Origin of the sequence: Moorena sp. SIO1F2 (assembly GCF_010672755.1) — a bacterium.
Taxonomy (GTDB): domain Bacteria; phylum Cyanobacteriota; class Cyanobacteriia; order Cyanobacteriales; family Coleofasciculaceae; genus Moorena.
Map to the genome: position 1 here is coordinate 1 of NZ_JAAHFV010000039.1, position 13369 is coordinate 13369.

The 13369-nt window shown below is 42.1% G+C and carries 14 protein-coding genes and 5 pseudogenes; 8 read left to right on the forward strand and 11 right to left on the reverse strand.

Annotated elements, in window-relative coordinates; all coding sequences use genetic code 11:
• Window positions 1-57: 57 nt before the first annotated feature.
• A complete protein-coding gene (locus tag F6J94_RS07720; RefSeq protein ID WP_293038786.1) occupies window positions 58-831 on the forward strand; it encodes a hypothetical protein in 774 nt (257 codons plus the stop codon).
• 348 nt (window positions 832-1179) lie between these two features.
• Here the strand turns inward: F6J94_RS07720 and F6J94_RS07725 are convergent, their stop codons facing one another.
• Entirely contained in the window at window positions 1180-1551 is a 372-nt protein-coding gene (locus F6J94_RS07725; protein ID WP_293038788.1) for a hypothetical protein, read from the reverse strand.
• A 675-nt stretch (window positions 1552-2226) separates the two neighbouring features.
• A complete protein-coding gene (locus tag F6J94_RS07730) occupies window positions 2227-2349 on the reverse strand; it encodes a hypothetical protein (RefSeq protein ID WP_293038790.1) in 123 nt (40 codons plus the stop codon).
• Window positions 2350-2715: 366 nt separating this feature from the next.
• On the opposite strand from F6J94_RS07730, the gene F6J94_RS07735 reads away from it, so the two are divergent.
• Window positions 2716-2853 carry a hypothetical protein gene (locus F6J94_RS07735; protein ID WP_293029453.1) on the forward strand — a complete coding sequence of 46 codons (138 nt, stop codon included), beginning with the start codon at window positions 2716-2718 and terminating at the stop codon, window positions 2851-2853.
• A gap of 212 nt (window positions 2854-3065) precedes the next feature.
• Window positions 3066-3848, forward strand: a complete 783-nt coding sequence (locus tag F6J94_RS07740) for an HAD family hydrolase (RefSeq protein ID WP_293038792.1) — start codon at window positions 3066-3068, stop codon at window positions 3846-3848.
• A 242-nt stretch (window positions 3849-4090) separates the two neighbouring features.
• Here the strand turns inward: F6J94_RS07740 and F6J94_RS07745 are convergent.
• A pseudogene (locus F6J94_RS07745) lies at window positions 4091-4279 on the reverse strand (transposase); the annotation flags it as partial.
• 73 nt (window positions 4280-4352) lie between these two features.
• Here F6J94_RS07745 and F6J94_RS07750 point away from each other — a divergent pair.
• From F6J94_RS07750 to F6J94_RS07765, 4 genes and pseudogenes are all read left to right on the forward strand, one after another.
• Window positions 4353-5120, forward strand: a pseudogene (locus tag F6J94_RS07750) (IS630 family transposase); the annotation flags it as partial.
• Window positions 5121-5270: 150 nt separating this feature from the next.
• A protein-coding gene (locus tag F6J94_RS07755) for an ISKra4 family transposase (RefSeq protein WP_293038824.1) occupies window positions 5271-6361 on the forward strand; the annotation gives its coding sequence in 2 pieces (ribosomal slippage) (window positions 5271-5424 and window positions 5424-6361; 1092 coding nt in all).
• Window positions 6362-6440: 79 nt separating this feature from the next.
• Window positions 6441-6842: a transposase gene (locus F6J94_RS07760; RefSeq protein ID WP_293038794.1), complete on the forward strand. Its 402-nt coding sequence runs from the start codon at window positions 6441-6443 to the stop codon at window positions 6840-6842.
• Between the two features lie 71 nt (window positions 6843-6913).
• Window positions 6914-7175: pseudogene (locus F6J94_RS07765) on the forward strand (transposase); the annotation flags it as partial.
• 53 nt (window positions 7176-7228) lie between these two features.
• Here the strand turns inward: F6J94_RS07765 and F6J94_RS07770 are convergent.
• The 7 genes and pseudogenes from F6J94_RS07770 to F6J94_RS07790 all read right to left on the reverse strand — a co-directional run bounded on the left by F6J94_RS07770 (window position 7229) and on the right by F6J94_RS07790 (window position 12194).
• Complete coding sequence (locus F6J94_RS07770; RefSeq protein WP_293038796.1) at window positions 7229-7420, reverse strand: hypothetical protein; 192 nt, start codon at window positions 7418-7420, stop codon at window positions 7229-7231.
• A gap of 738 nt (window positions 7421-8158) precedes the next feature.
• The gene (locus tag F6J94_RS07775; protein WP_367142175.1) at window positions 8159-9253 is read right to left on the reverse strand and encodes an NF041680 family putative transposase; all 1095 of its coding nucleotides are present in this window, start codon (window positions 9251-9253) and stop codon (window positions 8159-8161) included.
• A 253-nt stretch (window positions 9254-9506) separates the two neighbouring features.
• Window positions 9507-9773 carry a hypothetical protein gene (locus tag F6J94_RS07780; protein ID WP_293038798.1) on the reverse strand — a complete coding sequence of 89 codons (267 nt, stop codon included), beginning with the start codon at window positions 9771-9773 and terminating at the stop codon, window positions 9507-9509.
• A 480-nt stretch (window positions 9774-10253) separates the two neighbouring features.
• Window positions 10254-10424: pseudogene (locus F6J94_RS34170) on the reverse strand (transposase); the annotation flags it as partial.
• A complete protein-coding gene (locus F6J94_RS34175) occupies window positions 10346-10636 on the reverse strand; it encodes a transposase (protein ID WP_367142178.1) in 291 nt (96 codons plus the stop codon). The pseudogene F6J94_RS34170 and the gene F6J94_RS34175, both read right to left, overlap by 79 nt.
• Window positions 10536-10763, reverse strand: coding sequence for a transposase (locus F6J94_RS07785; protein WP_293038800.1), 228 nt, complete (start codon window positions 10761-10763; stop codon window positions 10536-10538). The genes F6J94_RS34175 and F6J94_RS07785 overlap by 101 nt, the downstream gene beginning before the upstream one ends.
• Window positions 10764-11017: 254 nt before the next feature.
• Window positions 11018-12194 (reverse strand): annotated as a pseudogene (locus F6J94_RS07790) (ISAs1 family transposase).
• A 273-nt stretch (window positions 12195-12467) separates the two neighbouring features.
• Here F6J94_RS07790 and F6J94_RS07795 point away from each other — a divergent pair.
• Window positions 12468-12599, forward strand: a complete 132-nt coding sequence (locus F6J94_RS07795) for a hypothetical protein (RefSeq protein WP_293025265.1) — start codon at window positions 12468-12470, stop codon at window positions 12597-12599.
• A gap of 377 nt (window positions 12600-12976) precedes the next feature.
• Here F6J94_RS07795 and F6J94_RS07800 read toward each other — a convergent pair whose 3' ends face one another.
• Complete coding sequence (locus F6J94_RS07800; RefSeq protein WP_293025263.1) at window positions 12977-13213, reverse strand: hypothetical protein; 237 nt, start codon at window positions 13211-13213, stop codon at window positions 12977-12979.
• Window positions 13214-13369: the final 156 nt, after the last annotated feature.

The window sequence follows — 13369 nt, forward strand, 5'->3', positions numbered from 1 at the left end:
GGTTTCAGGACAAATTGCTTAATCGGAGATGTCATAATCAGTAGTTTCCTTCGATAGTTGCCGCATCAGCCATTTAACCTGAAACCAATTGTATTTTCAGCTGCACTCTTTACAGTCCTAACCATACCACTAGCTTGGTTTGGCTCTAGACCTTTAAATATCCAAGTACAAGAGGAGCCAGTGTTTGACGGTAAACTAATGGACGTAGCTCCACCTTACTTGGGCTTAGCAGCGCTACTAAGTCTGACTGTAGGAACTGCTACAGTGGCGATGACCGGATGGCGCTCCGCTGACCGCAACCGGTCTGATATAGAGGCACAGTTATCGGGTCTTGAGGAAAATCTCAGGAAAAAGGAGGAATTGTTAGAGACACTTCAGCTATCAGACTCTAGGTTAGACGCTTCTGGACTGAAGGAGTTTACCTCAGACAAAGACACTTCACTATCTTTAAACGACAACTACCAGCCAATTACCAATCTTGAGCAAGTCACTTCCGAACCCTTGCTCAAAACCTACCATCCGATTGCCGAAACTGAGTCGGTAACTGAACCTGTAATCATTACCAATCAAACAGTGGATCATGAACCATCCACTCAATCCCCCACTAAACCTGACTTGGACGTGGGAGCAGCTACGGCTAGGTTTCCATCGGTGCAATCATTTCTAGCCTATGCTCCACCCAATGCTGCTCAGGAGCCACAGATCAACCCAACTTCCCTTAATCGTGATGAGTTTGACCAACTCTACACTAAAATTCAGCATCTTATGTCTCAGATGGTCACTGTAAAAAAGGCTATGGAAAGACGGTCACCAAAAACCTCACTCGAGTAGTCGTGATCAGATAACTACCCCAAAAACTTGGTAATGGCTAATTCCTAGATATTGATAGTTAAGTCATATCAAGGGTTAGTCATTAGCTTTTCTTTCCAGTCAAACCGGAATCTTAACACGTAATGTTTTAATAAAAGCCCTAATCACCTCAGCTGGAGTGTTTCTAGTCTGTTCATAATGTTCATGTGGATTGCTTCAATAATTCTATTGCTTCAATAATTCAAGGTCTGATTCTTAAAGAATTATCGTCACAAAGCATGCAAGCACTGTCAAGATCAATGCTGAATTGCTTGAATGCACCCTGACTATGCACTGACATCATATGCACTGACATCATATGCACTGACATCAATTAAGCTCAGAATGATTGGAAAGCATTGCTACAATGCGGTCGAACCTTTTCCTATTTTGCCAACCTAGCCATAGGGGGAGAACTTGGGCTTCTGCTAATTCTAGTACCAAGGATTGAATTTCTTGGTCAGATGCCTGTCCATAAAGCAGTAGTACTAAGAACCCATTGAGTTGCCGTGCCATTGTTTTAGCTTGAGGTAAGGCATCTATAGCTTCATTCCAATGGACAGGGAACATCAAATGAAGTGGCTTATCGTCTCCCATGTGGATTAGAGTGGGTTTGAGGAGATTGCAAGTGCCATGAGGTCCCTCGTACCACGGGCGATGATTTTCTAGGTACGCAGCTTCTGACTTTACCCAAGTATTCATTTTGTACCTCTAAGTTTATTATAGCTCTTATTTTATTTATGGTAATTGATGAAAAATGGATTCGCTAAAATTCGTTCTAGTCTACAACGAACAAATCCCTTGAGAATTTATCCAATGGGATCATAATGTATTACCATTGGTATACCTAGGGAATAGGTCTGGTGATCTAAACCCTAAATTTATGTAGCTGTAGCTGTCGTCATTGATTTGTGCAAAAGAACATGGGTTGATAGTATTTACTCAGTTATGCAATTTGATAACGCTTAAATTAATTTAAAAAAAATCCATATTTGGCAATTTTTTGGGAGGTTTACTCAAGTTAAAGACTAATTTAGGTTTATGGCCAATTTTGATTTAATTTTATTCCCCCATCTGTTAGGCTGGAATAACTTACCAGGAAGCGCGTTTTTCCAGTTATTGCTCTGACCAATAGTCAAGATTTAGAGTTACAGTAACCTGGGATGAACCAAAAAAATTTCCCTTTACCTTTATCCTTTACTAACATGTCATCCTTGAATCAGGATTGTGATGGCTACAGGACAAGGGATCATCAAAAAACTTGATCTCAAAAACCCTGGATTAGGTGGTGACTCCTATTAGTTTTTATGGTTCCTTGAGGAGGAATACTGGTTTGGATTAACAAGTATAGCATTTTCAGGTGAAATGAAAACGCGCTTATTCCTTGAGAGCTCCTAACTTATATATAGCGCTAGAGTGAGTTAGTAATTTAGGGAGTAATGCGTTCGCGTAGCGTGGCCGTAGGCCAATCGCATATTTCCCAAGCCAGCAGTCCCTCACCTTTAAATTCTGAAACTCTGACCAAAGAGGGACTTTTGCATACATGACGTTGGCCTTGTCAAAAAAGGTACCCACACGGGTACTGTCCAAAGCTGGTGGCGAAATCCATACTCAAAGAACTAGTAAACAACACACAGGAAACGCAATGACCAGACATGGCCGACTCTATCTAAGAACGGATTCAAGCCCTTAGTCCTGAGGAACTGGCAGATGTGACTGAAATTAGTTCTGTCTTAGCCCGTAGAACACCCCTGTGGTTCTATATTCTCAGGGAAGCAGATAGCGCGAGCTGGTGGTAAAACCTTAGGATCTGTAGGTGCTCGGATTGTAGCAGAAGTTTTTATTGGTCTGCTGCAGGGAGACCGTATGTCTTATCTAAATCAAGACCCAGATTGGACACCAACACTGGGTTCACATCCAGGAAAATTTGGTATTGTCGATCGCATAAGCGCGGAAGCTGAGGCCTTTGGCCACGCTTCGCGAACGCTTCATCGCGTAGCGTGAGCAAAGCTCAATCTGCTTAAATTTGCTGGAGTGGCATAGATACTATAACTTGATAGGGTGCTATAAAATTATACCAATTCACTTAAACATTGCTATCTATTATTGAATAAGGGTAAAGATTAAGGGGAAAATGTAAAGGTAAAATCTTTGACTTTTTTCCCTTAATCTTGAGTATAGTAATTTGTAGTATTCATAAGTATTGATCAAGTGAAATGGTACCCACAATTCTTGCTCTCGACTTTGACGGTGTTCTGTGTAACGGACTATTAGAGTATTTTCAGACGGCGTGGCGTACATACTGTCAAATTTGGAAACCCGGCAGTCAAACACCACCCGAGAATTTAGCACCTAGCTTCTACCGCTTACGACCTGTGATCGAAACCGGCTGGGAAATGCCAGTATTGATTCACGCGCTGATTCTCGGTATTTCAGAAGACGAGATTTTGCAGGATTGGTCAACAGTTGCCCAGTCTATCGTTAATTCTGAGACCTTAGACAGAACCGATACAGCCAAGCAGTTAGACACGATTCGGGATAAATGGATTACTACCGATTTAGATGGTTGGTTGAGTCTACACCAATTTTATCCCGGTGTGATTGAGCGATTGGAGCAAATACTTTCCACAAATACCACACAGGTATATATTGTTTCTACTAAAGAAGGACGCTTCATCAAACAACTATTGCTGCAACAAGGTATTAAATTACCACAAGACAGAATTATTGGCAAGGAGTCCAAACGACCCAAACATCAAACCCTACGACAATTAATAGAAACTTTTCCAGGGGAAGCCGTAACACTATGGTTTGTGGAAGATCGGCTCAAGACCATTCAATCTGTGCAACAGCAGCCAGACCTCAAACCGGTGAAACTCTATCTAGCTGATTGGGGCTACAATACCAAAGCTGAGCAAGAATCTGCTGGTAATGACCCGAGAATTCAGTTGTTGTCTCTTGAGCAATTTTCCCAGGATTTTTCAAATTGGCTTGATTAACTATTAGGTATTAGTCCTTCTGGAAGGAAAATTTAGGTTTTGTCAGCATTTCAGGGAACTCTATAACTATCACCTCTGAGATGGTCTTCTCAACCAGATGTGAAAGGAATTTTGCATAAAACGCTTTTCGGTTGGGGTTTCTATGGGATGCTACACCTAATTTTGAAATTCTGGAACTGGTTATTAAAGCTAATTTTTCAGAGAATAATCCTAGTTCTAAGAGACCATTTATAAAGTGATTATTAAGAAGCAAGGCGACGCAGCATGAGTCTAATCATTGCTGTATAAATCAGAGCTTCGCTCACTTCCGGTAGCAGTTCGTAGTCCACCACTAAACGTCGGCAACCTATAAACCAAGAAAAGGTGCGCTCTACTACCCAGCGTCGAGGTAACACTTGAAATCCAGACTCTGTGCGTTGGACGACTTCCACTTGTGCATGAGACAATTGATATCATGTCCGTATAATCACTTATAATAAAAGTGGAGAGTACAGCATCGAGGTAATGCCAAGACGAATTACCATCACCGAACACTCTTTGCATTGAGGAACTCCAACAGGGTTACCGCCAGGCCAAAAGTGCCATAGTTTGTCGGCAGTATCAGGTGATCTGGTTACTCGCTCAAGGAAAAAAAACAGAGGAAGTAGTCCAAATAACTGGCTACAGTAGAATCTGGATTTATGCATTAATCAAAAGATACAACCAATTGGGTGCTGAAGGATTAGGCGATTGGCCAAAAGCCACGCTACGCGAACGCAGAAAACAAAATCAAGGAGCCAAGCCATTAATAGGAGATTTCGAACAAGCACAGTTATGGCAAGTTTTGCAACGGACTTGCTCCAGATGGGGGATTTTGGAATGGTCGAAAAGTGGCAGACTGGTTAACATCTGTGACGGGCAAGTCCATCAGCAGACAAAGAGGATGGGAGATACTACGACAAATGACTTAATGGTTGAGGGTTCCTTTACCTGCTCATACTAAAAGTGACTATGCATGAGCAACAAGCCTGGAAAAAAAACTAGCCGCCGACCTTGAGCAAATCAAAAGCACTTACCCGAATGCAGATGTGCAATTATGGTGTGAGGATGAACATCGCCTGGGACTCTTTCCCTGTGCTTCGACGCATTTATGATCCAGTTGGGGAGTGGCCAATTGCCCATGTCAATTGGAGATTTGAGTGGTTATGGTTGTATGCTTTTGCACACCCGTGTACGGTCGAGACTAAGGCGTGGATTCTGCCTTATGTCAATACTGAGCTATTTAATCGGGTATGGGCTGAATTGGGAGCATCCCATTTTGGAAAATACAAGAAGAGGGTGGGGTTTAATTTCGCGAGGATTGCTCGCGAAGTTAAACCCCATTGTAAGGCTCAACTACTTAGGCTGGTAGAATACAGAGGTAGATGTTCATACGCTTTGATTATGAAGAAAGCCGAACGGGAAGAACTAGAAGCTTGTTTAAAACGAGCCAGCGAGATCCTGTACAACAATACTGACACGGATAGCTTGGAAACCCTGGCAGATATTGAAATTGCAGTCAGGAAGCAAGTTTTAGAACACGTCAGTCCCAAAATTGCCTTTTTTTTATCACAAAAAAGACCAATACCCAACGAGGGAAAACCCGAACCATTAAAAGTTGTCTCGGAAAACTGAAGATTACGAAAAAACAAGCAGATGCTTTGGGAATAGAACCATTAACGCGACATAGTCCTCTGTTGGAAAAATGCTGTCTTCTCTTGAGTGCCAATGAATCTTATCACAATGCAGAAACGGATTTATATCTCTTAACTGGACTCAAAGTTGGTCATTCCACTCAACATTGGCCTTTGGCCACGCTACGCGAACGAAAAGTTAACCAAATTGAGTTACCACCTCCTGATCTAAAACAAGGGTTATCCGAAGTAAGTGTTGATGGCGGAAAAATTCGCTTAAGGACGGAAGTTAAAGGAGAACCTAGTGTTTGGCAAGAATACAAAACAGCTCGCTTACAAGGGATTTATTACGGAGCCTTCTTTCAAGACAATCTATCTTTAACTGATTGGATAAACAGTCAAAACTTGACCGTACCCTTATACTGCTTGGGAGATGGACATGATGGCATCTGGAATATATTTGCTCTTATTGGTGAGCCTCAGCATCGAATTGAAATCCTGGACTGGTATCACTTAACCGAAAACCTTCATAAAATAGAAACAAATAAATCAATCAAAGAACAGTTAGAGGCTTACCTGTGGAAAGGACAGGTGTCTGAGGCAATGAAGTTGCTTAAGTTGGCGAAGCCAGTGGGTGGAACTAACTTTATTGGCTATCTCAAAAAACACCGTAAAAGGTTAATCAATTATCACTATTTCCAACGGGAGCAAATTTGTTCAATTGGAAGCGGAGCGGTGGAATCGGCTGTCAAACAAATCAGCCACCGAGTTAAATTAACCGGAGCCCAGTGGCGACCAGAGAATGTTGCTAATATCTTACAACTGCGTTGTGCCTATCTCAATGGTCAACTAGCTATTTAAGCCCTTAAAAATTCTCTCTTCCTTTGACTGTATTCGCGAGTTATAATCGCGAATAGATGTCCCATGGGGATTGAGAGTAATGGGTAGAAGAGTTTCAAGTCAGTCACAACAAGATAAACTACAGAGAATAACTCGTTTACAGACGGCGATTGCCAGCCTCGAAACCTACAAAAGTTTCTTCGAGGGTCAAGGGGAACTCGCTCCGGAAGATGCTTGGGTAGCACGTTATCAAGTCCGACAGCCCCAAAAAGCCTACTGGTACTATAAACTACAAGCTCCTTCACCCACTTTTCCCACCACAGGTGATACCCCCAAGCTAAGTAAATATAAGCATTTGGGGAAGGCTGGAAGTCAAGCCCATGTTGCTGGGGTGATGGCTGTAGCCAGAAGAACCATAGTTTCCGAATTACAAAAAAATATTGATTCTCTAAAAAATAGCTTACTAGATATTTCTTTCGACTCGGAGCAAGAAAATATCTAAGTTAGGTTATTATTCGCGAGCATAACTCGCGAATAAGTTTTCCCTTTTTTCCAAAATGGGATGCTCCCGCTGAATTTGCGGCTGAATTTAATAATGGTGATGATAAACACATTGTTTTAGTTGTTGACCAAGCTGGATGGCATACCAGTAAGGGCATAGAATTACCAGAGGGATTGCATTTAATATTTTTGCCTTCTCACTCACCGGAATTGCAACCAGCAGAAAGATTATGGACTCTGGTTGACGGCACAACAGGCAATCGCTCATTTGATACTCGCGCAGCAGCTAGAAGTTGTTCTGTTTCAACGCTGCAAAACTTTACTCAAACAGCAAGATTTAATTCAAGGCTTGACAGGTTTTCATTGGTGGCGTCAAATTGATCAGGGCTATTTCATTCTAAAAAGTGCCAAAATATGCTTAAGCCCAAATTGGCATTTTCTTTGTGCCTGAGCCATGTTGTCAAACCCTGCATCTCGATAAAGATTCAGAGCTAAATTACGAGCGATCGCCCTTCTTTGTACCAGAGGAGTTGTCCTGATACGAGATTTATCAACACCGCTGAGTGACATCTCTGACATAATGAACTTTGTTCTCTACGCCCCAATAGCCTCGAATCCGCTTGGGCTTTTGTTCAGCCGTTTCTTTCAAGTCAGAGATATAGTATCGGATCTGGGTCAGAAAGCGTGTTTGTAGTAATCCGTCGGGACTGAACTTGAATCACGGTAGCTAATCCAGGCCAAGAAGGCAAACCTTGGGTAACGTGGGCTTATACTAACACTTCGTTTTTCTATTCGACCGTGTCCAATATTTATCTGTTCAAAAGATTGCTGAGGAACGAACTGCTGCTGGGCGGCTGCAACTCGTTTTGGTTGGTTCCCTTTGAGGGCTGCTATATAGTGATTCCCACTATCGATGATCAGCTGACAAGTTTTTTTTGGGTGTTTATAGCATCAAAGGCAAAAACCACGCCTTTGAGCGAAGCGTGCTTTAATAAACTCTGGCACTGCCTTAATCTCATTCGTTTTTTTGTCTACCTGATCACTGGAGTTTAGACTACGACAAATTAACTCAGCTATAACCCTTAGCTGATAAAAAATAAAAATCACTGAAAAATGAGAAATTAAGAGGCTTTTTTAGACCGTTTTTTGTGTCTTACTTTACCTTTTTTGACGACCGGGTAACGAGTTCTTTTAGTACGTTTGTTTCCTTCTATCCAACCCGGAGACTTTCCACGGGGTTTGGGAGGGACAGTCGGTGTACCAATCTCCGGCAAAAGTAAAGCAATGGACTGACCTACCCGTCCTGGAGTTAAATTCTCAAGAGGTTAAAGCCCACGGAAGATGATGTTGTGCAACTAAATCCCTAGCCAACCATAACTCCCAAGTCATAATAGGCATTAAATCACTCCACCGTTCACATTGTTGGGGAGTGCTCAGCTGAGGAATTGTCCAATGTAGTCTTTGTTTAAGAAAACGATACCAATGGTCAACGGCGAAACGGCGCAAATATTTGTGCAAAATCTCACTAAGGGTAGGCATGGACTGACCCACCCAAACTAACCATAGAGGCTTAGACTTGGACTGTGATGATGCGACTTCGAGCCGTTCAACTAAAATTAATTCCATCTCAGAAGAAGCACTACCAGAAAAATGTAGGTCTTTCCACCTTCGTACTCGAAGTCGCCCTAACCTAGAGTCCTCAAATTCAATAGTTTCAGTCGCTTCCCACCAAGTCGAGGGCTGATTGAGCTTAATTTTTTGACCATGTTTTCTCGGTCGTCCCTTACCGGCATAAAGAGGAGGTGCTGCGTATAAGCAACGATTAGAACGAATCCGCATCAAGAAGTCAGCTTCTACCTCTGTTGTTTGATTGAGAAAGGAGGCATTGCCATATTCACTATCTAATAAGATAATAGGGCGATTGAGCAAATGCTGACAAACTTGTTTGATTTGCCAGGTGGCTTTACTAATGGGATTTTCCCAACTCGTAATACGTTCATGCCTCAACGGTAATGCCCAACTTCCTTTGGCTTCAGGTATCCAAGCAATGGTACTATATCCTTGTCCGATACTAATCGGTTTTTTATAACTAATACCATTCGGTTGATGTTGGTAAGTGCGGTCTTGTAGTGTCGGCGAATGAAGTCTTTCCCAAAGTGTATGATCTACCCCTAACACAGGGCGTTCTTCTGTGGGCATCTGATTGATATACAAGCGCATTAATTTATTGCGGGATGGTCTAGAGTCTTCTAAGACTTCGTAAACACTCGACCATTGACGCCGGAAAAACGGGCTTAAAGAAAAATCAGCTAGGCTAGAGGAATTACGAGTGGTGAGTACCGCATCCATCAACTCAAAAGTTGCATCCGTGGGCCTAATTGAGGTGTTGATAAACTTCGGCTCGGAATTCAATAAGTCGTTTATAATTCATTTAGGGGAGAGGTGAGCAATTTTGGTTCATTCTCATTATCTCCCCCTACTCATCACTCAGTATACCCCAGATCACTCCCCAGCCGTCCTCGTGCTCCCAGGCTTTGAAACAAACTGTGTGACTCTTACTCGGTTGCGAAATAGTTCGTTTTGGAAAGAGCTACTATTAGCGTACGCACTTGCGGAGTTTACGATCACAGGCTTGAGAGACCCAAGTTAGTCTAAACTCCAGTGATCAGGCTTGAGAATTAATCCTCTCTCTACCAAGTAGGCACTCACGCTCCATAATTGCGGGATGGCGATCGCAATGTGGATTGTCTTGTTCGACCATAAATGACCCTCTCAAAACTTTCCCATCTACCCCATTAGTCTCTCCCGCTTCCGGAGTGATCTCGAAAAAGCAAGCTAGCCTTGCTGAATAATCGGAAGTTACCATGTTCAGTAACACTCGGCGGATTGTGCTGTATGATGGCAGTCTGTTGACTTGAAACAATTGGCTCAACTCCTCACGATTGTTTCAATCCAATCAGCGATCGCTAAAAATCCTTTATTCCCTGCAGCGACTGCTAGGGTAAAGATAGCCAGACATATAGCCACGCTCGTGTCAACATCCGCTGCCCTCTACGAGCATCTGGTAAATCAGAAAAGGCTTCTAAAATAGCAATTTGACCCATCGATGTTGATTCTCTTGTGCCCTTGTGCCGGGAGCAGGTCTTGCGTTGCACAACAAATGAACTATGTACCATCACAGCAAGCTTAAACCCATGAGGGGGCTAGAGATTTAGTACAAATGTTCTGCATAAGGGACATGCTCCCTCTTGTGCCTTAGCATCTTATCTTACCATCTAGAATGAAATAGCCCTGTCAAATTGATGCTTAATTATAACTAATTAACCGGACATGATATGACCTACCACGCGAGCTTGCATTCGAGCCACTATATCCACCATCAACCCAAATCATCTGTAACTCTGATAACTCCTCAATATTTTCCAAAATACAGGCTATACCTCCCAATATGCACCGGAGCATTACCTTCTGTAACCACTACCCCCAGCAATAACCCTTGAGTATCTACGAGAATATGTCGCTTTCGTCCCTTGACTTTTTTCCCGCCATCGAAACCATATACTTCCCCCTTTTTCCGGTAGTTTTCACTGATTGAGAATCGATAATACCGTAGGAGCGTTTTTCTCCTCTTTCTAAACTGGTTCTTAACTGACGCCGCAGTTTTTGATTGATTTGTTTCCACACTCCAAAACGTTCAAAGACACGAAAATATCTGTATACTGTTGACGATGGTGGGAAGTCGTTGGGCATCATCTCCCATGAACATCCAGTTTTGCTGAACATAGAAGATGCCATTAATTACTTCTCGCATATTGACTGTACGGGGGCGACCTCCTGATTTTGGAGCCGGAAGAGGTTCAATGATTTTCCACTCTGCATCTGTGACATCACTCTTATATGCTTTTCTCAGTCTTGATTTCACTTGAAGCTGCTCACTTGTTTTCCTTTGATACATTAGAGTTGATCAAAGCGCGATCGCTTACTTCCTTTATTTTTACTTTATAAATGGTCTCTTATGATCTATTGGGAAATGCTGTATTTATTCAAAAGTATAGGTAAAAGGAAAGTTATTCTGCCAATAATTTCTGCTTAAAAACAGACGCAACTAAAACTTTTATGTCCCTAAACTATTCAGGGGAAGTGTGGGAAGTGTGCAGGGTAAGCGCATCTCAAAACCTATTGACATAAAGGTTTTGAGGCATCATGATAATGAGATAAACAAGCAGCGATAATCGTCAACATATAGTTATTATCCATGGCAGCTCGATTCGATTTTTGACGATTACTACGCCGGAACGATTGCTCTAAATTCAATGCGTTAAGTGCAATTCGTCGCAGCAATGATAAGTTTTGTGGAGCATGGCCAGTACGAACACGGCAAGCATCTTCATGAAAAGTGACATCTAAAGTCCAATGCAACCCATTTTCTACACCCCAGTGGAGACGGATAGCTTTCCCTAATTTACGAGCATCACAATCCAAACTCGTTAAGTAAAACTGAACTTCGCGTGTAGTTTTGTTCCACAGATGACGTACTCTTATCACCATGACAATACACTTAAGTCCGACCCAATCATCTTGGTTATGTAGAGGTGATATTTCAGATATTGGAACACACCACACTTGCCTTGTTTCAGTCCGATGATGACCTTTTTCTATCCGTTTATCATAACTATGATGAATCCCTTTAAATCCCTGTTCTAGGTTTTTATAAAACCAATCTTTTACTTGTTTATGAAGGGTAGGATGGTTGGCTTTAAGAGCTAAAACGTAATCAGCTTTGGCACTGATAATTTGAGAGGCAATGGCAGTTTGCGTACCCATAGCATCAATTGTTACGATACATCCAGCTAAATCTAGTAATTCTAATAAGGCGGGAATTGCCGTGATTTCATTTGATTTATCAGCTACTTTTACTTGTCCTAAAACAATACGATATTCACGCTTTCCATGCACTGACTAAGTGCAAAGCGGTTTTTCCCAGTACTCTATCATAAGAGCCTTTGATAGTTTTACCGTCAATGGGAATTACCTGTGCTTCTACTGTCTCAACTATCGATTGGACCCAACGTCTAAAACATCTCTCGAATATTTTTGGGTTGATACGCAACTCCATAGGAGACGCTGCGCGAACAAACACTCGGCGAAATGTGTCTGCACTTGGGATACCTTTAGGTAAAGCTAAAAATTGCTCTAGCCATTCATATTTACTTAATCCATAATTTTCCATATCCTCCCATCCCTTGGCTCCTGCAATTACTGATAGTATTGCGATGATTAAAATATCTGTTAACAAATGGACACGTGTTCTAGCCACACGGGGGTCTTCTATCTCGCTGAAAATTAATGCCATTTTTTCAGTTAACGCAGTCGCTTTAGCTACACTTAAAGCTTTCGAGTTTAATTTCGAAACTGTTCGAGATTGAAAACCATTACCCATGAGACTAACCCTAATCTAAAGTAGACACAATGCTAATCACGATACTACTTAACATCATTAATACTCAAACTGGCTTTACTTATACATATATTAATCAATAAATCTGTACTTTTTTATACAAAATTAGATGCGCTTACCCTGGGGAAGTGTGGGAAGTGTGGGGAGTGTGAAAAGTCAGATGAGCAAGTGACTTGGAAACCCCCAAGACCAGTCTGCATCGCTGCTCCGAAGTCCCTACTCCCTACTCCCTACTCCCTACTCCCTATTCCCTACTCCCTACTCCCTGTTCCCAGATCCGCTGTTCCCTTTCCTATATAACTAAACTAGTTATGTCATCAAAATATTCAAAAATCATAGAAAATTATAGAGGGCTGGTTTTCATAATCTATTGGTAAATTCTCTAGACTACGGTGGCTGGATAAAATGACATTGGTAACCTAAAATTAAGGATAATTTTAACTTTATTCTGGTAAATCTATGCTTTGAGTATGCCAGGCTGATGTATGCGATCGCTTTTAGCGTGGCCATAGGCCAATCGCGTAGCGGCTAAATGCTGAGCATCGCATTCGTTTTATCAGAGTGGGAGAGTTTGAGAGGGAAAAGAATACCCCGTCGAATTAGGTCGGGGATGAATATTCCGTCTCAAATAGTGTTAATATAAAAAGTAAGGGTCTCAAAAAAACTGGGTATTGACCCTACTCAGCTACCCTGGCCATAGGCCACGCGGGGCGCGTTCGGTGCGCGGGAAAGTTACGCCCATGGAGATAACAACCAACTATGTTCTGCAAAGGATACCCCATTCCTGCGACGGATGGGGAGGAAGTCCCTGGTTGATAGCTGAAGTCGAAGTCTATGGCTTGAGCTGGGGCGTTACCACCAATGACTGCTGCAGATGCCAGGGACAAGGACTTGATTAACTGGCGATTCTTCATAAAATCTTACCTCCTAGAAATTACTGACGAAATTACGGACATGGATACTGTCAGTATGAAAAGGTAATGTATGCAATCGTGTTTGTGATCTGAGGCTGATGTATAGGATCAGGTTTGTTATTGGAGCCTGATGTATACAATTGTGTTTATTTATCT